Below are 19,459 nucleotides of genomic sequence, written 5' to 3'. Positions count from 1 at the left end.
AAACACTGGCCCGACACTCTCCCAGAAATTGAAGGATGTCCTGTATGGCGCTCGCCACCCGGTCCGACCTGCGCAACGTCGCCATCGTGGCACACGTCGACCACGGCAAGACCACCCTCGTCGACGCGATGCTCACGCAGACCAACTCGTTCGACGCCCACTTCGAGGGCGAAGACCGCATGATGGACTCGAACGACCTCGAGCGCGAGAAGGGCATCACGATCCTCGCGAAGAACACGTCGGTGCTCTACAACGGCAAGCACGCGACCGAGTTCGGCGCGGACGGCCCCATCACCATCAACGTGATCGACACGCCCGGCCACGCCGACTTCGGTGGTGAGGTCGAGCGCGGCCTCTCCATGGTCGACGGTGTCGTGCTGCTCGTCGACGCCTCCGAGGGTCCCCTGCCCCAGACCCGCTTCGTGCTGCGCAAGGCGCTCGCCGCGAAGCTCCCGGTGATCCTGCTCGTCAACAAGACGGACCGGCCCGACTCCCGCATCGACGAGGTCGTCTCCGAGTCCCAGGACCTGCTCCTCGGCCTCGCCTCCGACCTTTCGGACGAGGTCGACGACCTCGACCTCGACGCGATCCTCGACGTCCCGGTGGTCTACGCCTCGGGTCGCAACGGTGCCGCGTCGCGCAACAAGCCGAACGACGGCGAGCTGCCCGACAACGACGACCTCGAGCCGCTGTTCGAAGCGATCCTCCAGCACGTCCCGGCCCCGAAGTACGACGACGAGCACCCGCTGCAGGCGCACGTCACGAACCTCGACGCCTCCCCGTTCCTCGGTCGCCTGGCGCTCCTGCGCATCTTCCACGGCACCATGAAGAAGGGCCAGACGGTCGCGTGGGTCAAGCACGACGGCACCGTCGTCAACGCCCGCATCACCGAGCTCCTCATCACGAAGGCGCTCGACCGCTACCCGGCCGAGTCGGCGGGCCCCGGTGACATCGTCGCCGTCGCCGGCTTCGACACGATCACCATCGGCGAGACCCTGACCGACCCCGAGGACGTCCGCCCGCTGCCGACCATCACGGTCGACGACCCGGCGATCTCGATGACGATCGGCACGAACACCAGCCCGCTCGTCGGCAAGGTCAAGGGCCACAAGCTGACCGCCCGCATGGTCAAGGAGCGCCTCGACCGCGAGCTCGTCGGCAACGTCTCGCTCAAGGTCCTCGACATCGGCCGCCCCGACGCGTGGGAGGTCCAGGGTCGTGGTGAGCTCGCACTCGCCATCCTGGTCGAGCAGATGCGTCGCGAGGGCTTCGAGCTCACCGTCGGCAAGCCGCAGGTGGTCACGAAGCGTGACGAGAACGGCAAGCTGCAGGAGCCGTACGAGCACATGACGATCGACACGCCGGAGGAGTACCTCGGCGCGATCACGCAGCTCATGGCCGCTCGCAAGGGCCGCATGGAGAACATGACGAACCACGGCACCGGCTGGGTGCGCATGGAGTTCATCGTCCCGTCGCGCGGCCTGATCGGCTTCCGCACGTCGTTCCTCACGGAGACCCGCGGCACCGGCATCGCCAACGCGATCTTCCACGGCTACGACGAGTGGGCCGGCGCGATCCAGACCCGCATCAACGGCTCGATCGTCTCCGACCGCTCCGGTGTGGTGACGCCGTTCGCCATCACGAACCTCCAGGAGCGGATGTCGTTCTTCGTCAACCCGACCGAAGAGGTCTACGAGGGCATGGTCATCGGCGAGAACTCGCGCGCCGACGACATGGACGTGAACATCACCAAGGAGAAGAAGCTCACCAACATGCGGTCGGCCAACGCCGACACGTTCGAGTCGATGACGCCGTCGCGTCAGCTCTCGTTGGAGGAGTGCCTCGAGTTCGCCCGTGAGGACGAGTGCGTCGAGGTCACCCCCGCCGCCGTGCGCATCCGCAAGGTCGAGCTGGACGCGTCGGCTCGCCAGCGCTCCTACGCGCGTCTCAAGCGCCAGGACGCGTAAGCACCAGCACGAGCAACACGCGCGGAGGCGCGTCCTCCGTCCGACGGCCCGGTCACCTGCAACAGGTGGCCGGGCCGTTCGCGGTTGTACCGTGGTCAGCGTGACTCTCGACCTGCTCTCGATCTACCAGGACCTGCACGCCCACCCGGAGCTCGGCTTCCAGGAGCACCGCACCGCCGGTGTCATCACTGCGAAGCTCGCCGAGATCGGTGGGATCGAGGTGACGACGGGCGTCGGCGGCACCGGCGTCGTCGGTGTCGTGTCGAACGGCGAGGGCCCCGTGGTCTGGCTCCGCGCCGACATGGACGGCCTGCCCGTGCAGGAACGCACCGGCCTGTCCTACGCCAGCGAGCACGTCGGCACCGACGACGAAGGCCGCGAGGTCCCGACCATGCACGCCTGCGGCCACGACATCCACGTCACGTGGCTGCTCGGCACGCTCGAGCGCCTGGTCGCGACCACGGGGGACTGGCGCGGCACGGTCGTCGCCGTCTTCCAGCCCGCTGAAGAGGTCATCTCCGGCGCCCGCGCGATGGTCGAGGACGGCCTGGTCGAGCGGTTCCCGAAGCCGGACGTCGTGCTCGGGCAGCACTCCGCACCCGCACCGGTCGGCATCGTCGCGGTCGGCACCGGCCCCGTGATGGCGTCGAGCGACCGGCTGACGGTGACCTTCAACGGCCGTGGGGCGCACGGTTCGGCGCCGCAGGCCTCCCTCGACCCGGTCGTCACCGCGGCCTCGGCCGTCGTGCGGCTGCAGACCGTCGTCGCCCGCGAGGTCTCGCCGAGCGACGCGGGGGTCGTCACCGTCGGCAGCTTCCACGCCGGCACGCGGGCGAACATCATCCCCGACGAGGCCGTCATCGAGATCTCGACACGGGCCCGCAACGAGGAGACCCGCCAGCGCATCATCGCCTCGATCGAGCGCATCGTCCGTGCCGAGAGCACCGCCGGTGGCCTGTCCGAGCCGACGATCGTGCGTGCACCGGGCGCCGAGGTCACCGTGAACGACGCCGATGCCGCCGCCACCGTGCTCGAGGCCATCCGCGCCGAGGTGCCGGGAGCCCGCGACCTGGAGATCGGGCTCGCCATGGCGTCGGAGGACGTCGGCCAGCTCGCCACCGCCGCCGGAGCGCCGCTCGTGTACTGGTTCACGGGCATCACCGACCCGGAGCGCTTCCGCCGCGGCGAGGAGATCCCGAGCAACCACTCGCCGTTCTACGCGCCGCAGGCCGAGACCGCGATCCCGGTCGGCGTCGACGCCCTGGTCGCGGCGACGCGCGCCTACGTCGCCTGACACGTTCTTCGGGAAGGAGGCCCGGGGCGGCCCCGCCGCGCACGTGACCGCCCCGGGGACGGCACGTTCACAGCCAACTCGCGCCGGGCCTCCCGGCTCGTCCGTTACGGTCGCGCCATGCGTTCCCTCCGTACCCCGCTGATCGCCGCCGTCGCTGCCGGCATCGCCCTGGCCGGACTCACCGGCTGCTCGACCCAGGCCGTGCAGCAGGCCACCGACCTCGGGTCCTCCGTCGCGTCGAACGTGGCCGACGGGGTCGCCGGCATCGACGGCAAGGCGATCCAGGACGGCATGTCCTCGGTCGCCGGCGGCATCGACGGCGCGCTCGACACGGCGCTCAAGGGTGCGGACGTCACCTCCGACGGGAAGGTGCCGGACGGGTTCCCGTCGGCCGACGTCCCGCTCGTCGACGGCACCGTGCTCGGTGGGGGAGCCGGACCGAACGGCTCGGGGTGGGTCGCGCAGGTCCGGGCGGCCTCCGTCGACGACTTCCAGGCCGCTGTCCAGCAGCTCACCGACGCCGGGTACACCGAGTCGGCGAAGCGTGCGGACTCGTCGAGCGCGTTCGGCATGTTCCGGAGCGACGCCTACCGCGTCGTCCTGACCTTCTCGGAGACCAAGGACAGCGGCGGCGTCACGGCGACCTACATCGTCACGCCCCGCTAGTCCCGTACCCTTGGGGACGATGTCGAAGGCCCCCGCCACGCGCCCGGAGCGCGTCCTGATCGTGCACGCCCACCCCGACGACGAGACGCTCTCGTCGGGCGGGACCATCGCGACCCTGCTCGAGCGCGGCGCCGAGGTGACCGTGCTCACCGCGACCCGGGGCGAGCGCGGCGAGATGCTCACGGAGCAGCTGGCCCCGCTGGCCGGGGACCCCGTGCGGGTGGCACGGCACCGGGAAACCGAGATCGCCGCGGCCCTCGCCGCTCTCGGCGGGCCGCAGCACCTGTGGCTCGGCGGGCGCGGTGCCCGGCCGACCGACCTGCCGGAGCGTCGTTACGTCGACTCGGGCATGCAGTGGGGCCCGGACGGGCGGGCCACCGCCGCGGACGACGCCCCGGCCGACTCGCTGACCGCGGCCGACCTGGGTGAGGTCGTCGACGACGTCCGCGCCGCGATCCGCTCCACCGGTGCCGACGCCGTGATCAGCTACGCCGACGACGGCGGCTACGGGCACCCCGACCACGTGCGGATGCACCACGCGGCGCAGTACGCGGCCCGTGCCGAAGAGGTCCCCTTCTCGATGATCGTCGACCCCGCCAGCGGTCAGGCCGACGTCACGGTCGACGTCCTGCCGGTCCGGGCCAAGGTGCGTGCGGCGGTCGAGCAGTACCGCTCCCAGGTCGCCGTCGACCCCGTGGACCCCGCCGACCCGAGCGCTCTGTCGTGGGTGATGCCGCACGGCGTCCGGCAGCACGCCCCGGCGGTCGAGGCGTTCCGGCACGACGCGGCCCCGCAGCCGGCGGCCCCGCAGACCTACGCCGAGATGTCCGGCCAGGGCAAGGCCGCGGCGGTCGTCGTCTCGCTGCTGCTCGGGCTGCTCGCCGGCGGGCTCGGGACGGTCACGCACCAGCAGACGCTCGGCGCGTTCCCGGTCGGACTCGTCGTCACCACCCTCATCGTGCTCGGCCTGACCGTGGGCGTGCGGCTCGTCTACCGCTCGCGGGCGATGGTCGCCGCGATCGGCATCGGGATCCTCGTCGCGACGCAGGTGCTCGTGTCGGTCGGCGGGGAGAGCTCGCCGCTCGTCCTCGCCAACGCGGCCGGGTACGTGTGGAACTTCGCCCCCGCGGTGATCGCCGCCCTGGTCCTCGCGTGGCCGGACCTGTCGGGGCTGCGGTCCCGGACGGCCCCGGGCCGCGAGTAGACTCGAACCCGCTCGTCGAAGGGAGCACCCGAACCGTGACCTACGTGATCGCCCAGCCGTGTGTCGACGTCAAGGACCGCGCCTGCATCGACGAATGCCCGGTCGACTGCATCTACGAGGGTGACCGCTCGCTCTACATCCACCCCGACGAGTGCGTCGACTGCGGTGCGTGTGAGCCGGTTTGCCCCGTCGAGGCCATCTACTACGAGGACGACCTGCCCGACCAGTGGGCCGACTACTACAAGGCCAACGTCGAGTTCTTCGACGAGGTCGGGTCGCCCGGTGGCGCTGCGAAGGTCGGCGTGATCCACAAGGACCACCCCGTCGTCGCGGCCGAGCCCGTCCGCGGCTGACCGGACCCCCCTCGTGGCGCTCGACCTCCCCGACTTCCCCTGGGACCAGCTCGTCCCGTTCAAGCAGCGCGCCGCGGCGTACGAGGGCGGCATCGTCGACCTCAGCGTCGGGTCGCCCGTCGACCCCACGCCCGAGGTCGTCCGCACCGCCCTGGCCACCGCGACCGACGCGCACGCCTACCCGCAGGTCGCCGGCACCCCGGCGCTGCGACAGGCCATCGCCGACTGGTACGGCCGTCGGCACGGCGTCGCCCTGACCGAGGCGAACGCGCTGCCGACGATCGGCTCGAAGGAGTTCATCGCGGGCTTGGCGCTCTGGCTCGGCATCGGGCCCGGTGACACCGTGGTGTTCCCGGCCGCCGCGTACCCGACGTACGAGCTCGGCGCCGCACTGGTCCGCGCCGATGCCCTGGCCTCGGACGACCCGGCGGCGTGGCCGTCCAGCACGAAGCTCGTGTGGCTGAACTCCCCGGGCAACCCCGACGGCCGCGTGCTGACCATCGACGAGCTCCGTGCCGCCGTGGTGCGCGCCCGCGAGCTCGGGGCCGTCATCGTCGGCGACGAGTGCTACGCCGAGCTCGGGTGGGACCCGGAGTACGCCACCACCCCGACGCCCACCGTCCTCGACCCCCGGGTCGTCGGTGACTCGCTCGACGGCGTGCTCAGCGTGTACTCGTTGTCGAAGCAGTCGAACCTCGCCGGCTACCGTGCGGCCTTCGTCGCCGGTGACGCCGCCATCCTGGCCGACGTCCTGGCCGTCCGGAAGCACGCCGGGCTCATGCCGCCGCTGCCCGTGCAGCAGGCCATGGTCGTCGCGCTCCAGGACGAGACCCACGTGCAGCAGCAGAAGGCCCGCTACCGAGCGCGCCGGAACATGCTGCGGCGGGCACTCGAGGACGCCGGGTTCCGGATCGACCACAGCGAGGCCGGGCTCTACCTCTGGGCCACCCGCGGCGAACCCGCACTCGACACCGTGGCCTGGCTCGCCGACCGCGGGATCCTCGTCGCACCGGGCACGTTCTACGGCGCAGCGGGGGGCGAGCACGTCCGCGTGGCCCTGACGGCGACCGACGAACGCATCGCCGCAGCGTCGCAGCGACTGGCGAGCAGCCGTCGCCTCGGCACCGCGTAGCACGGACACGAGTCGTTCCGGTGGTGCCCGCAATCCGTGGGAACCACCAAATCGTCACCTGGGATGTGTGCACGACCGACAGGTGCCGCGATTAGGCTGTCCTCGTGACTGACACTGCCAATGACGCTCAGAAGACGGCCACACCGCCCACCACGCCCGTCCCCGTGAGTCCCGCCGCCGAACAGCAGGGCGCGACCGCGACGCTGACGTTCCCGGGTGGCACGGCGGAGTTCCCGATCCTGCAGAGCGTCGACGGCGCGTCCGCGATCGACATCTCGACCTTCAAGAAGCAGACCGGGATGAACACGCTCGACTACGGGTTCGTGAACACCGGTGCGACGAAGAGCGCGATCACCTACATCGACGGCGACCAGGGGATCCTGCGCTACCGCGGGTACCCGATCGACCAGATCGCCGGGAACTGCACGTTCCTCGAGGTCGCGTGGCTCCTGATCTACGGCGAGCTGCCGACCCCCACCGAGCTCGAGCAGTTCGACGCCCGCATCCGTCGGCACACCCTGCTGCACGAAGACCTCCGCCGCCTGTTCGACGCCCTGCCGCACTCGGCGCACCCGATGTCCGTGCTCTCGAGCGCCGTGAGCGCCCTGTCCACGTACTACGAGGACGACATGGACGTGGACGACCCCGAGAAGGTCGAGCTGCAGACCGTCCGGCTCCTCGCCAAGCTCCCGGTGATCGCGGCCTACGCCCACAAGAAGGCCATCGGGCAGGCGTTCCTGTACCCGGACAACTCGCTGTCGTTCGTCGACAACTTCCTGCGGCTGAACTTCGGCACCATGGCCGAGACCTACAAGCCCAACCCGGTGCTCTCGAAGGCGCTCGAGCGGCTCCTCATCCTGCACGAGGACCACGAGCAGAACGCCTCGACCTCGACGGTGCGCATGGTCGGCTCGACGAAGGCGAACATGTTCGCCTCGATCTCGGCCGGCATCAACGCCCTGTACGGCCCGCTGCACGGCGGCGCGAACGAGGCCGTGCTCGAGATGCTCCAGCAGATCAAGGACTCGGGCGAGCCCGTGACGCGCTTCGTCGAGCGGGTGAAGAACAAGGAGCAGGGCGTCAAGCTCATGGGCTTCGGGCACCGCGTCTACAAGAACTACGACCCGCGCGCGAAGCTCGTCAAGGAGTCCGCGCACGAGGTCCTCGAGTCCCTCGGCGTGCAGGACGACCTGCTCGACATCGCGATGGAACTCGAGCAGATCGCTCTCGAGGATGAGTACTTCGTCAGCCGCAAGCTCTACCCGAACGTCGACTTCTACACCGGCATCATCTACAAGGCGATGGGCTTCCCGCCGCGGATGTTCACCGTCCTGTTCGCCATCGGTCGCCTGCCGGGCTGGATCGCCCAGTGGCGCGAGCTGAACAACGACCCGCTCAACAAGATCGGTCGCCCGCAGCAGCTCTACGTGGGTGCGCCCGAGCGCGACGTCCCCGCACGCTGACCGACTCCGAGCGCCCCGCCCCACGGTTCCGTGGCGCGGGGCGCTCGTGCGTGTGCGCCGCGTGGCGCCGTCCGGCGGGACGCGCCGCTCACCTCCGTCGAGTGGTTGCGAACTGCCGTTCGGAGGGCGCCGTACCGACGGTTCGTGCGCCGTCGGCGCACGCGGACGGCGTGTTGTGACCACTCGCGGGGCGGGCTGGGGCTCTGGATGCGACGGCCTGGAGGCCCGGTGCCGGTCTCGTGGACCGGCACCGGGCCTCCAGGCGGGTGCGTCGGTGGGAGCGCGATCGTGGGCCGCGCCGCTCACCTCCGCCGAGTGGTCGCGAACTGTCGTCCGGCGGGTGTCGAAACGACGGTTCGTGCGCCCTCGGCGCACGCGGACGGCGTGTTGTGACCACTCGCGGGGCGGGTTGCGGCTCTGGACGCGACCGCCTGGAGGCCCGGTGCCGGTCTCGTGGACCGGCACCGGGCCTCCGTGCGGGCGTGTCGGGCGCGGGGCGGCGGGGCGCGCCGCTCACCTCTGCCGAGTGGTCGCGAACTGTCGTTCGGCGGGTGTCGGAGCGACAGTTCGTGCGCCCTCGGCGCGCGCAGGCGGCGCGTCGTGACCGCTCGCAGAGCGCTACGCGTGCAGCGCGGTGTTCAGCTGGATGCCCTCGCCCTTGCGCTGCAGTGCCTCGACGGCGCCGCTGATGCTGTTGCGGCGGAACAGGATGTTCGGGGTGCCGGAGATCTCCGCGGCCTTGACGGTCTTCGGGGTGCCGTCGGGGTTCGGTGCCGCGCCGACCAGCACCACCTTCGTGCCGGCCGTGATGTAGAGACCGGCCTCGATGACGGAGTCGTCACCGAGCGAGATGCCGAGGCCCGCGTTCGCGCCGAGCAGCGCGCGCTCGCCGAGCGAGACACGGTGCGTGCCGCCGCCGGACAGCGTGCCCATGATCGAGGCGCCGCCGCCGATGTCGGTGCCGTTGCCGACGACGACGCCCTGCGAGACGCGGCCCTCGATCATGGCGTCACCGAGGGTGCCGGCGTTGAAGTTCACGAAGCCCTCGTGCATGACGGTCGTGCCCGGCGCCAGGTGTGCGCCGAGACGGACGCGGTTGGCGTCGCCGATGCGGACGCGGTCCGGCACGACGTAGTCGAGCAGGCGCGGGAACTTGTCGATGGCGTGCACGGCGATGCCGGCGCGCTGCAGGGACGGGCGCAGGCGCGTCAGGGACTCGGGGTGCACCGGGCCGGCGTTCGTCCACGCGACGATCGGCAGGTGGCCGAAGACACCGTCGAGGGAGACCTCGTTCGGGCGGACCCGCAGGTGGCTCAGCAGGTGCAGGCGGAGGTACGCGTCCGGGGTGCTCGTCGGAGCGGCGTCGATCGTGATCTCGGTGGTGACGGCCTCGATCCGGACCTCGCGGCGGGGGTCGTCACCGACGTGCGCCTGCAGCTCGGCGGGGAACACGGCGTCGGAGGGCAGTGCCCCGAGGTGCGTCTCCGGGTACCAGGTGTCGAGCGTCGTGCCGTCGGCGGCGATCGTCGCGAGGCCGTGGCCCCAGGCGTGGGTCGGGCGGTCGGTGGCAGTCGTGTCGGTCACGGCTCCAGGGTACCGAGCGGCCGTCGGCGGGCACCGTCCGGCCGGACTGCCGGGCGGTGGGGTTCCCGACCGTCCGGACTGCCGGGGCGGTGCGAGGGGCGGCCGGTAGGCTGCCCGCATGCCGGAGCACCTCGACCTCACCGCCTCGTCCATCGACATCACCCGTGCCATCTGCGACATCGAGTCGGTGTCCGGGAACGAGCAGGCCCTCGCCGACGCGATCGAGGCCGTGCTCGCACCGCTGCCGCACCTCGAGGTGATCCGCGACGGCGACGCGATCGTGGCGCGGACGAACCTGGGCCGCGACCGCCGGGTCGTCATCGCCGGTCACATCGACACGGTGCCGCTCAACGACAACCTGCCGACCGAGTTCCGGACCACCGAGGACGGCACCGAGATCCTCTGGGGCCGCGGCACCGTCGACATGAAGGCCGGCTGCGCGGTGCAGCTCAAGCTGGCGTACGACCTGGTCGACCCCTCGGTCGACGTCACGTGGGTCTGGTACGACCACGAGGAGGTCAGCGACGCCCTGAACGGCCTCGGCCGTCTGGCCCGGACGCGACCCGAACTCCTCACCGCCGACTTCGCGATCCTGGGCGAGCCGTCCGGGGCGCAGATCGAGGGTGGCTGCAACGGCAACCTCCGCGCCGAGATCCGCACGTTCGGCAAGCGTTCGCACAGCGCCCGGAGCTGGATCGGCGACAACGCGATCCACAAGACCGCCCCGATCCTGGCCACCCTGGCCGCCTACGAGCCCCGCACCGTCACGGTCGACGGGCTCGAGTACCGCGAAGGCCTGAACGCGGTCGGCATCAGCGGCGGCATCGCGGGCAACATCATCCCGGACGAGGCGATGGTGCACGTGAACTACCGGTTCGCCCCCTCGCGCTCGGCCGACGAAGCCGTCGCTCACATCCGCGAGCTGTTCGACGGGTACGAGGTCACGATCGTCGACCTCGCCGCCGGTGCCCGCCCCGGACTCGATGCCCCGCTCGCGCAGGACTTCGTCGCGGCCGTCGGCGGACCGGAGCCCCGTCCGAAGTACGGCTGGACCGACGTCGCACGCTTCTCGGCGCTCGGGGTCCCCGCGGTCAACTACGGCCCCGGCGAGCCGGTCTTCGCCCACCACGACGACGAGCAGGTCCCGGTCGCCCAGATCACCGCGGTCGAGGCCGGGCTGCGTCGGTGGCTGACGGCCTGACGACGGCGGGGGCCACCCGGAGGACCCCTGCCCGGAACCGCTGGCGGGCCCGGTACCGGGTCGTCCCGTGGTGGGTGCGCATCACGGTCGTGTACGTGCTGGCGCGGCTCGTCACGGGCGCCATGATGCTCGCCTTCGCCCGGGTGCAGGCGGCGAACTCGTTCACCGTGCAGAGCCCGGGCTACCTGTCGTTCGCGTCGATCTGGGACGGCGCCTGGTACCGCGTGATCGCCACGGGCGGGTACCCGTCGACGCTGCCCGTCGACGCCGCCGGACACGTGACCGAGAACGCGTGGGCGTTCATGCCCGCGTACCCGTTCCTGGTGCGCGCGCTCACGCTGCTCACCGGAGCATCGTTCGAGTTCGTCGCGGTCTCGGTGTCGTTGCTCGCCGGACTCGGGGCCGCGCTGGTGTTCCGCCGCCTCATGGGACGGTTCCTCGACCCCGCACGGGCGACGTTCGCCACGGTGCTGTTCTGCGTCGCACCGGTGTCGGCGATGTTCCAGGTGGCCTACGCGGAGTCGATGGGCCTGTTCCTGCTGCTCGTCGCGCTGCTGCTCATGGTGGATCGACGGTGGTGGGCGATGCTGCCCGTCGTGCTCCTGCTCGGCATGACCCGACCGACGGGGCTCGCCTTCGCGTTCCTGGTGGTGCTCTTCGTGGCCGCGTGGGCGATCCGCCCGGCGTGGGTGCGCTCGTCGGAACCGCTGACCCTCCGCCGGCTCGTCCCACCCGCGGTGGTCGCCACGGTGTCGGGTCTGGTCGGTCTGGCCTGGCCGGCCATCGCGTGGGCGGTCACCGGCGTGCCGAAGGCCTACACGGACACCGAGCTCGCCTGGCGGTCGTCGTACATCGGGTGGAAGGAACTCGTGCCGTTCGCGCCGTGGGTGCAGGGGTTCGGGTGGTGGTTCGGGCAGCCGGCCGGCACGGTGCTGCTCGTCGTCGTGCTCGTCGGGTTCGCGGCGTTCGTGTGCATGCCGGCCGCACGCCGGATCGGCATCGAGCTCCGACTCTGGGGTGTGGCGTACCTGGTGTACCTGCTCGCGGTGTTCTTCCCGCAGTCGAGCACCTGGCGCATCCTCGTGCCGATCGCACCGCTGCTCGGGATCGTGGCGCTGCCGCGGTCGCGGGTGTACCGCGTGGCCGTCGTCGTCGCGTTCGTCGGGCTGCAGTGGGTCTGGCTGTACTACACGTGGTGGGTCGACGGCTACGACTGGACCCCGCCGTGATCGATGGGGGGCGCCGGAGGCCCGTGGATCCGCGCTCTGCGGAGCATCCGGACGGCACATCCGACACCCCCAACCTGGGCGGTTTCGCAGTTGCCCCCTCCATACGGGATAATGGGGCTGCATTTACTGCACGAAAGGGGACATCTGATGGCAGCCATGAAGCCGAGGACCGGTGACGGGCCGATGGAGGCTGTTAAGGAGGGTCGACTCATCATCGTGCGGGTTCCGCTCGAAGGTGGAGGCCGCCTGGTCGTCTCGGTCAACGATGCCGAGGCCAAGGAACTCCACGACGCACTCGCTGAGGTCGTCTCGGCCTAGTACGTCGAAGCACCAGAACGGAAGGCCCGGAGCGTGTACGCTCCGGGCCTTCCGTCTGCCCGTCGGTAGCGGGCGTCCACACGCGGTGTCGGTCGGCTCCGGCAGGATGGGGCCGTGCCGAGGACCCACCTGCCCATCCGACGCGTCGAGGAGTACCGCGACCCGGACCCGATGCCGCGCGACGAGTGGCCGGCCACGCTCCCGCCGATCCGGCAGCTGCTCGACGAGGGCCTCGACCTGGACCCGGTGACGGTGTTCGTCGGGGACAACGGTGTCGGCAAGTCGACCCTGATCGAGGCCATCGCGCTCGCGTTCGGGATGTCCCCGGAAGGCGGCTCGACCGGGGCACACCACTCGACCCGTCCGTCCGAGTCGGACCTGTGGCAGCACATCGCCCTGCGACGTGACTTCGGTGCGCCCCGCGGTGGTTTCTTCCTGCGTGCTGAGACGATGCACGGCTTCTTCACCTACCTCGAGGAGCACCCGAACCGCAGTCGCCCCGAGCCGGTGTTCCACGAGCGCAGCCACGGCGAGGCATTCCTGGACTTCGTCATCGACCGGGCGCGTTGGCCCGGCCTCTGGATCCTCGACGAGCCGGAGTCCGCCCTGTCGTTCTCGGGCTGCCTCACCCTGATCGCACTGTTGCGCTCGATCGTCGAGAGCGGCGTCGGCCAGGTCGTGCTCTCGACCCACTCACCCGTGCTCGCCGCGTTCCCGGGCGCGACGATCCACGAGGTCGGCGAGTGGGGCCTGCGGCGCACCGAGTGGCGCGACCTCGACCTGGTGCGGAACCAGCGGGCGTTCCTCGAGTCCCCGGAGCGGTACCTGCGGCACCTCGACTGACCTGCGCGAGCGCCGGCGGGTCGAGCGCTAGTTGGTGACCTTCGTCAACTGCAGCAGCCCGTCGCCGGCGGGCGACAGCGCGCTGCGCACCGCACCCGAGGTCGACACCTCGGTCAGGAGCAGCCGGAAGTCCGTGGTGGCGCGGTCGCGCTTCACCGGGTCGGCCACGCGTCCGCGCCACAGGGCGTGCGGCACCAGGACGGTGCCACCCAGGCGGGCGAGCCGGAGACCGTGCTCGACGTACTCGATGACGTGCTCGGGGTCGGCGTCGACGAGGACGACGTCGTACGAGGCCTCGTTCATGCGGGGGAGCACCTGGTTCGCCCGACCGGGGATGAGCCGGATCCGTGCGGGAGCGGTGCCGGCGCTGATGTAGGCGTCGCGGGCGAACTGCTGGTGGTCGACCTCGACGTCGATCGTCGTGAGGGTCGCGTTCGGGGCGCCGGCGAGCAGGTACAGACCGGAGACCCCGAGGCCGGTGCCGATCTCGATGATGCTCGTGGCTCGCGAGGCTGCCGCGATGACCCCGATCTGCGCACCGATCGCGGGCGAGATCGCTTCGACCCCGAGTTCCAGGGAGTGCTCACGAGCACGGGCGATCGCCTCGGTCTCCGAGACGATGTCCTCGGCGAACTTCCAGTTCGACTCTTTCTCTGACACGCACACTCCGTTCGGGAGACAACTCTAGAGGTGCAACGCAGCAGCACGCGTTAGGCTCGCTCGCGTGGACATCCCGCTCGACAAGATCCTGATCATCGGGGTCATCGGCGTCCTCTTGCTCGGGCCGCAGCGCCTGCCGATGTACGCCCAGAAGCTGGCCGAGTTCGTCAAGGCCGTCCGTCGCTTCGCCGACACCGCGAAGGAGCGGATGCGCGACGAGATGGGCCCCGAGTTCGACGACATCGAGTGGCAGAAGCTCGACCCGCGCCAGTACGACCCGCGCCGCATCATCCGAGACGCCCTGCTCGACTCCGGTTCCAGTGCGGCCGCCGTGCAGACCGCGCAGGTGACGGCCTCCAAGGTTCGCGCGACGGCTCCCGTCGTGCCCCTGGCCGCCGGTGAACCGGCTCCCTTCGACGCCGAGGCGACCTGACGCCCGTCACGTCCCCACCTGACGGACTGGAGGCCCGGTGCCAGCTGGCACCGGGCCTCCAGTCCGTCTGGGGGTCGCGTCGTCAGTCGCGGGTGGCGACGATCGTGTAGGTCGTCGGCATCCGGTCGCGGTCGTGTTCCGGCCAGGCCCACGAGCCGGTGTCGGTCTCGACCATGCGGGAGCTGAAGCGCCACGGCAGGGTCCGGCCCTCGTCGAGCCGTCGGAGCCGCAGCCCGGCACCGAGCAGGGCGTTCACGATCTCGGACAGCGGGTGCGGCCACTCGAAGGTGCGGGCGTTCGCCACCGTGCCGTCGCCGGCGTAGGTGCCGGCGTCGTCCCACTGCTGCGCGGTGCCGTCCGGGAAGTACCGGTACCGGGTGACGAGCTCGTCGGCGTCCTCGTCGAGGGCGTACAGCGCCGGGTGTCCGTCGCGGATGAAGAACACCCCGCCGGGGCGCAGCAGGCCGGCGACCTGCGCAGCCCAGCGGTCGAGGTCGGGGAGCCAGCAGATCGTGCCGATGCTCGTGTACACGACGTCGAAGTCGCCGGTGACGGCGGCCCGGGCATCGAGGACGTCGGTCTCGACCCAGGTGACGTCGAGCCCGAGGCGCGATGCGAGTCCGGCGGCCGAGGCGAGGGCGGCGGGGGAGAAGTCGACACCGGTCAGTCGGGCACCCTCGCGGGCGAGCGACACCGTGTCGGTGCCGATGTGGCACTGCAGGTGACAGACGTCGAGGCCCGCGAGCGAGCCGTCCGGCAACCAGGGCGTCAGGGCCGGCAGGTCCTCACGGACGACGTCGGAACGATGGCCGGGGTCGGCGAGGGCGTCGATCGCGTAGGCACCCTCGTGGATCGGCACCCGGTCGTCCCAGTTCGCGCGGTTGGTGGCGCGTGCGTGGTCCCAGTCGACATCGACGTGATCGGTGCTCATGACCTCGAGCCTAGGACAGCGACAACCCGAGCTTCCGGCCGGCGAGTCCGCGTCCCATCGTGGTGATCCGGTCGGCGATCGCCGTCAGGGCCACGGCGGACGGGTCCTCCGGGGCGCCGAGCACCACCGGGACGCCTGCGTCGCCGCCCTCGCGCAGCGGCACGGACAGCGGCACGCTGCCGAGCACCGGGATGGGGGTGTCCTGCCCGCGGGAGAGCCGTGCGGCGGTCTCGGCGCCACCACCCTCGCCGAACAGGTGCAGCACCGAGCCGTCGGGCTGCACGAGCCCGGCCATGTTCTCGACCACGCCGATGACCCGCTGCCCGGTCTGCCGGGCGACGATCCCGCTGCGCTCGGCGACGTCGGCCGCGGCGGCCTGCGGGGTCGTGACGACCAGGACCTCGGCGTGCGGCAGCAACTGCCCCACCGAGATCGCGACGTCGCCGGTGCCCGGGGGCAGGTCGAGCAGCAGGACGTCGAGGTCGCCGAAGAACACGTCGGTCAGGAACTGGTTCACGGTGCGGTGCAGCATCGGTCCGCGCCACGACACCGCGGTCGAGACGTCGTCGACGAACATGCCGATCGAGACGACCTTCACGTCGTGCGCCACCGGCGGCAGGATCATGCTGTCCACGCGGGTCGGGCGGGGTGCGACCCCGTGCTCGTCGGTCAAGCCCATCAGGCCGGGGACGCTGAAGCCGTGCACGTCGACGTCGACGACCCCGACCCGCAGGCCCCGGCGGGCGAGCGCGACGGCGAGGTTCACGGTGACGGTGGACTTGCCGACGCCACCCTTGCCGCTCGTGACGGCGATGACGCGCGTGAGCGAGTCCGGGGTGAACTGGACGCCCTTGGGGCGGCCGGCTCGCAGCCGCTCGGTCAGCGCGGCACGAGTGGCCGGGTCCATCACGGACACGTCGACGTCGACTGCGACGACCCCCGGGACGGACCCGGCGGCGACGCGGACGTCGCGCTCGATGGTGTCGGCGGCGGGGCACCCCACGATCGTGAGCTGCAGGTCGACGCGCACCGCGCCTCCTGGCTGCACGTCGACACCACGGATCATGTCGAGCTCCGTGACGGGGCGGCGGATCTCGGGGTCGATGACGCGGCCGAGCGCAGCGAGGACCGCCGTGCCGAGCTGTTCGTCGGTGGGGACGGCCTCAGCCACGGGTGGAGCTGTCGTGTTCGTCCACGTAGCCGGCCTCGTCGGCGTCGCGGCGGTCGAGCTCCTCGAGCAGTGAGCGGAGCTCGGCGCGGATGAAGTCCTTCGACGCCATGTCCCGCATCGCCAGGCGCAGGGCCACGACCTCGCGGGCCAGGTACTCGGTGTCGGCCAGGTTGCGCTCGGCGCGCTGGCGGTCCTGCTCGAACTGCACGCGGTCGCGGTCGTCCTGCCGGTTCTGCGCGAGCAGGATCAGCGGGGCGGCGTACGAGGCCTGCAGCGAGAGCACGAGCGTCAGAGCCGTGAAGCCGATCGCCGCCGAGTCGAACTGCCACGGCTTCGGCGCCAGGGTGTTGTAGCCCATCCAGACCACGCAGAACAGCGTGAGACCGATGAGGAACCACGGCGTGCCCATCCCGCGGGCGATGCCCTCGGTCGCACGACCGAAGGTGTCCCCGCGACCACGGCGGCGGCTGGGGAGCACACGCGTGCGCATGCCCTTCGGGGAGTCGAGCCGGACCTCTTGGCGGTCACGGTCGCGACGGTTGTCATCCGTTCGGGCCACGGGTGGTCCTCCTTCCCGTCGTCACGGGGGTCCTGCGCGGGCGTTGGCGTGGAAGCGGTGAGGGTTCCCCCTCGCCCTGACTTCGCCAGTCGTCCGGCAGGACGTGGTCGAGGACATCGTCGATCGTCACCACCCCGACGAGACGGTGGGCGTCGTCGACCACGGGGACGGACAGCAGGTTGTAGGTCGCCATGATGCGGGTGACCTCGGCGGCGCTCGCGTCGACCCGGACCGGTTCGGTCTGCTGGTCGATGAGCGTGCCGAGCCGCTCGTTCGGCGGGTAGCGGAGCATCCGCTGGAAGTGCACGAGCCCGAGGAACCGACCGGTCGGCGGCTCGTACGGCGGCAGGGTGACGCAGACGGCGGCGCCGAGCACCGGAGCGAGCTCGTGGCGGCGGACCAGCGCGAGGCCCTCGGCCACGGTGGCGTCTGCCGAGACGATCACCGGTTCGGTGGTCATCAGACCACCGGCGGTGTCCGGCTCGTACTCCAGGAGCATGCGGACGTCCTGCGCCTCTTCCGGCTCCATGAGCTGCAGGAGGGCTTCACTCCGCTCGTCGGAGAACTGGGCGAGGACGTCGGCCGCGTCGTCCGGCTGCATCTGGTCGAGGACGTCGGCGGCGCGGGCATCCACCAGCCGGGTGAGGATCTCGATGCGCTCCTGGTCGGGCATCTCCTCGAGCACGTCGGCGAGGCGGTCGTCGGGGAGTTCCTCGGCGACCTCGAACCGGCGCTCGGCTGGCAGGTCGAGCAGCGTCGACGCGAGGTCGGCGGGCAGCAGGTCGGAGTAGGCGGCGATGACGTGCTCGGCGGACTGGGCCTCGCCGGGGAGTTCGTCCTCGGTGACCTCGTTCCACGTCGCGAACGTCGTCGGGCCCTTGCCGAACGGCGACGGCGTGGTCTTCGGCTTGCGGAGGAAGAGCTGCGCGACCTCCCAGTCGCCCTGCCCGCGGTCCTCGATCGCGACGTCCTCGATGGTGGCGCGGATCCGCTGGTTCTTGATGAGCACCTTGCGGCCGAGCATCTCGGCGATGACGCGGACCTCGCCGCCACGCTGCTCGAAGCGGCGCATGTTCACGAGGCCGGTCGTGATGACCTGCCCGGCACCGATGGAGGTGATGCGGCCGATGCTCACGAAGATGCGGCGCTTGCCGGGCACCTCGACGATGAGCCCGACGACGTGCGGGGGATCGGCCCGGCGGTAGACGACCAGGACGTCCCGAACTCTGCCGACGCGGTCGCCCGCGGGGTCGAAGACGGAGCACCCGGCGAGGCGGGCGACGAAGACCTTCGTGGCGCTCACCCGACCCAGCGTAGTCGCTCGGGTGTGCGCGTTCGCTCGCGCCGCCGACGGCACCGGTCGACGGCTTGCGATCGGCTGCTTCCCTGAGAGTGCACGTGCGATTGCAAGGTGTGCGGTGAATGATGGCTGTGTGAGCAATCAGAGCCCCTTCGCCGGCAGGACCGCCCAGGCGTTCCCGACGCTGCCCAAGGGCGACGTCCTGGGAACGTACGACAGCTACCCCGACGCGCAGCGCGTGGTGGCGAAGCTGGCCGAGGCCGACTTCCCCGTCAACCAGCTCTCGATCGTCGGCAACGACCTGAAGACGGTCGAACGGGTCACCGGCAAGATGACCTACGGCCGTGCCGCCATCGCCGGCGCGCTGTCCGGCCTGTGGCTCGGGTTCTTCTTCGGCATCGTGCTCACGCTGTTCTCCCCGCAGGCTGGTGGGCTGTTCTTCGCCGCGGCCGTCATCGGCGCCGCCTTCGGCATGCTCTACGGCATCGTCTCGTTCGCGATCACGAAGCGGCAGCGCGACTTCACGAGCGTGCACCAGGTGCTCGCCACGACCTACCAGATCGTCGTCAACCCGCAGCTGACCGGGCAGGCGCAGCGGATCCTGGGCGAGCACGGGGCGACCCCGTCCACGCACTGGAACGACGCTCCCCAGCAGCAGCAGCAGCAGCAGCAGCAGCAGTGGCGTCCGGGCCCCGGTGGGGTCCCGCCGCAGCAGCAGTCGCCGTACGGCGGCCACGCCACGCCGCACCAGCAGCCGGGAGGCCCGCAACACCCCGGCACGTCGGCCCCCGGCGCGCAGACGGGTGCGCCTTCGGGCCCGCCGCGCTACGGCACGAACGACGGACCCCGGTACGGGGAGACCCCCGAGACGGCTGCCGCCCCCGCGGCCCCGCCGGTGCCGGAGCGTCGACCCGAGGAGCCGCCGCGCTACGGCGAGCGGGTCGCCGGTGCCACGCCGCCGGAGCCCTCGTCCTCGTCCTCGCCGGATGCGCCGCGCGAGGGCGACAGGGACAGCGACCGCCGCTAGCCGCGCTCCGGCTGGCGCGACCGGGCTTCGTCCTGCGGTCGTGCGAGGTCGGGTCGTGCGAGATCGGGTCGTGCGAGATCGCTCGACACGCCGTTCACGTCCGCCGAGGTCGCAGGAACTGTCG

General features: G+C 71.2%; 19 protein-coding genes. 13 read left to right on the top strand and 6 right to left on the bottom strand.

Annotated features, from left to right (window positions below; translation table 11 throughout):
- Window positions 1-44 precede the first annotated feature (44 nt).
- The 7 genes from typA to DEJ09_RS08825 all read left to right on the top strand — a co-directional run bounded on the left by typA (window position 45) and on the right by DEJ09_RS08825 (window position 8,079).
- Complete coding sequence (gene typA, locus DEJ09_RS08855; RefSeq protein WP_027464562.1) at window positions 45-1,967, top strand: translational GTPase TypA; 1,923 nt, start codon at window positions 45-47, stop codon at window positions 1,965-1,967.
- Between the two features lie 100 nt (window positions 1,968-2,067).
- The gene (locus DEJ09_RS08850) at window positions 2,068-3,261 is read left to right on the top strand and encodes an amidohydrolase (RefSeq protein ID WP_220034921.1); all 1,194 of its coding nucleotides are present in this window, start codon (window positions 2,068-2,070) and stop codon (window positions 3,259-3,261) included.
- Window positions 3,262-3,378: 117 nt separating this feature from the next.
- Window positions 3,379-3,927: a hypothetical protein gene (locus DEJ09_RS08845; protein WP_071404165.1), complete on the top strand. Its 549-nt coding sequence runs from the start codon at window positions 3,379-3,381 to the stop codon at window positions 3,925-3,927.
- 19 nt (window positions 3,928-3,946) lie between these two features.
- Window positions 3,947-5,131 carry a PIG-L family deacetylase gene (locus tag DEJ09_RS08840; protein ID WP_111088217.1) on the top strand — a complete coding sequence of 395 codons (1,185 nt, stop codon included), beginning with the start codon at window positions 3,947-3,949 and terminating at the stop codon, window positions 5,129-5,131.
- A 35-nt stretch (window positions 5,132-5,166) separates the two neighbouring features.
- Window positions 5,167-5,484 (top strand): ferredoxin, encoded by a 318-nt coding sequence (gene fdxA / locus DEJ09_RS08835; RefSeq protein ID WP_017887060.1) that lies wholly within the window; start codon window positions 5,167-5,169, stop codon window positions 5,482-5,484.
- A 13-nt stretch (window positions 5,485-5,497) separates the two neighbouring features.
- Window positions 5,498-6,616: a succinyldiaminopimelate transaminase gene (dapC, locus tag DEJ09_RS08830; RefSeq protein WP_111088216.1), complete on the top strand. Its 1,119-nt coding sequence runs from the start codon at window positions 5,498-5,500 to the stop codon at window positions 6,614-6,616.
- A 164-nt stretch (window positions 6,617-6,780) separates the two neighbouring features.
- A complete protein-coding gene (locus DEJ09_RS08825; protein ID WP_111029554.1) occupies window positions 6,781-8,079 on the top strand; it encodes a citrate synthase in 1,299 nt (432 codons plus the stop codon).
- A gap of 618 nt (window positions 8,080-8,697) precedes the next feature.
- On the opposite strand, the gene dapD is transcribed toward DEJ09_RS08825, so the two are convergent.
- On the bottom strand, window positions 8,698-9,663 hold the full coding sequence (dapD, locus tag DEJ09_RS08820) for a 2,3,4,5-tetrahydropyridine-2,6-dicarboxylate N-succinyltransferase (RefSeq protein WP_111088215.1): 966 nt from the start codon (window positions 9,661-9,663) through the stop codon (window positions 8,698-8,700).
- Between the two features lie 118 nt (window positions 9,664-9,781).
- Here dapD and dapE point away from each other — a divergent pair, with 118 nt between their 5' ends.
- From dapE to DEJ09_RS08800, 4 genes are all read left to right on the top strand, one after another.
- Complete coding sequence (dapE, locus tag DEJ09_RS08815; RefSeq protein ID WP_071404160.1) at window positions 9,782-10,864, top strand: succinyl-diaminopimelate desuccinylase; 1,083 nt, start codon at window positions 9,782-9,784, stop codon at window positions 10,862-10,864.
- Complete coding sequence (locus tag DEJ09_RS08810; protein ID WP_111088214.1) at window positions 10,849-12,093, top strand: hypothetical protein; 1,245 nt, start codon at window positions 10,849-10,851, stop codon at window positions 12,091-12,093. The genes dapE and DEJ09_RS08810 overlap by 16 nt, the downstream gene beginning before the upstream one ends.
- Window positions 12,094-12,240: 147 nt before the next feature.
- Window positions 12,241-12,411 (top strand): DUF3117 domain-containing protein, encoded by a 171-nt coding sequence (locus DEJ09_RS08805; RefSeq protein WP_017887054.1) that lies wholly within the window; start codon window positions 12,241-12,243, stop codon window positions 12,409-12,411.
- A gap of 114 nt (window positions 12,412-12,525) precedes the next feature.
- Window positions 12,526-13,254, top strand: a complete 729-nt coding sequence (locus tag DEJ09_RS08800) for an AAA family ATPase (protein ID WP_111029550.1) — start codon at window positions 12,526-12,528, stop codon at window positions 13,252-13,254.
- Window positions 13,255-13,281: 27 nt separating this feature from the next.
- Here the strand turns inward: DEJ09_RS08800 and DEJ09_RS08795 are convergent, their stop codons facing one another.
- Window positions 13,282-13,914, bottom strand: coding sequence for an O-methyltransferase (locus tag DEJ09_RS08795; RefSeq protein ID WP_017887052.1), 633 nt, complete (start codon window positions 13,912-13,914; stop codon window positions 13,282-13,284).
- 64 nt (window positions 13,915-13,978) lie between these two features.
- Between DEJ09_RS08795 and DEJ09_RS08790 the strand changes: the two genes are divergently transcribed.
- Window positions 13,979-14,347: a twin-arginine translocase TatA/TatE family subunit gene (locus DEJ09_RS08790; protein WP_110894138.1), complete on the top strand. Its 369-nt coding sequence runs from the start codon at window positions 13,979-13,981 to the stop codon at window positions 14,345-14,347.
- A gap of 82 nt (window positions 14,348-14,429) precedes the next feature.
- On the opposite strand, the gene DEJ09_RS08785 is transcribed toward DEJ09_RS08790, so the two are convergent.
- The 4 genes from DEJ09_RS08785 to DEJ09_RS08770 are packed head-to-tail and all read right to left on the bottom strand — an operon-like array spanning window position 14,430 to window position 18,311.
- Window positions 14,430-15,278, bottom strand: coding sequence for a bifunctional 2-polyprenyl-6-hydroxyphenol methylase/3-demethylubiquinol 3-O-methyltransferase UbiG (locus tag DEJ09_RS08785; RefSeq protein ID WP_111088213.1), 849 nt, complete (start codon window positions 15,276-15,278; stop codon window positions 14,430-14,432).
- Between the two features lie 10 nt (window positions 15,279-15,288).
- Window positions 15,289-16,449 carry a P-loop NTPase gene (locus tag DEJ09_RS08780; protein WP_111088212.1) on the bottom strand — a complete coding sequence of 387 codons (1,161 nt, stop codon included), beginning with the start codon at window positions 16,447-16,449 and terminating at the stop codon, window positions 15,289-15,291.
- Window positions 16,442-16,939: a DUF1003 domain-containing protein gene (locus DEJ09_RS08775; RefSeq protein ID WP_111088261.1), complete on the bottom strand. Its 498-nt coding sequence runs from the start codon at window positions 16,937-16,939 to the stop codon at window positions 16,442-16,444. Before DEJ09_RS08775 ends, DEJ09_RS08780 begins: the two co-directional genes overlap by 8 nt.
- Window positions 16,940-16,991: 52 nt before the next feature.
- The gene (locus DEJ09_RS08770; RefSeq protein ID WP_027464574.1) at window positions 16,992-18,311 is read right to left on the bottom strand and encodes a magnesium transporter MgtE N-terminal domain-containing protein; all 1,320 of its coding nucleotides are present in this window, start codon (window positions 18,309-18,311) and stop codon (window positions 16,992-16,994) included.
- Between the two features lie 130 nt (window positions 18,312-18,441).
- On the opposite strand from DEJ09_RS08770, the gene DEJ09_RS08765 reads away from it, so the two are divergent.
- Entirely contained in the window at window positions 18,442-19,335 is an 894-nt protein-coding gene (locus tag DEJ09_RS08765) for a general stress protein (protein WP_111088211.1), read from the top strand.
- Window positions 19,336-19,459 lie beyond the last annotated feature (124 nt).

The sequence above is a fragment of the Curtobacterium sp. MCLR17_055 genome (assembly GCF_003234305.1).
Lineage (GTDB): Bacteria > Actinomycetota > Actinomycetes > Actinomycetales > Microbacteriaceae > Curtobacterium > Curtobacterium flaccumfaciens.
The sequence above is the reverse complement of the archived record's forward strand: the minus strand, read 5'-3'. Positions and strand labels throughout refer to the sequence as shown.

Excerpts from the sequence above, each read along its gene's own strand:
- typA (WP_027464562.1), top strand. The coding sequence starts at position 45 with ATGGCGCTCGCCACCCGGTCCGACCTGCGCAACGTCGCCATCGTGGCA.
- DEJ09_RS08845 (WP_071404165.1), top strand. The coding sequence starts at position 3,379 with ATGCGTTCCCTCCGTACCCCGCTGATCGCCGCCGTCGCTGCCGGCATC.
- DEJ09_RS08840 (WP_111088217.1), top strand. The coding sequence starts at position 3,947 with ATGTCGAAGGCCCCCGCCACGCGCCCGGAGCGCGTCCTGATCGTGCAC.
- dapE (WP_071404160.1), top strand. The coding sequence starts at position 9,782 with ATGCCGGAGCACCTCGACCTCACCGCCTCGTCCATCGACATCACCCGT.
- DEJ09_RS08805 (WP_017887054.1), top strand. The coding sequence starts at position 12,241 with ATGGCAGCCATGAAGCCGAGGACCGGTGACGGGCCGATGGAGGCTGTT.
- DEJ09_RS08785 (WP_111088213.1), bottom strand. The coding sequence starts at position 15,278 with ATGAGCACCGATCACGTCGATGTCGACTGGGACCACGCACGCGCCACC.
- DEJ09_RS08775 (WP_111088261.1), bottom strand. The coding sequence starts at position 16,939 with ATGCGCACGCGTGTGCTCCCCAGCCGCCGCCGTGGTCGCGGGGACACC.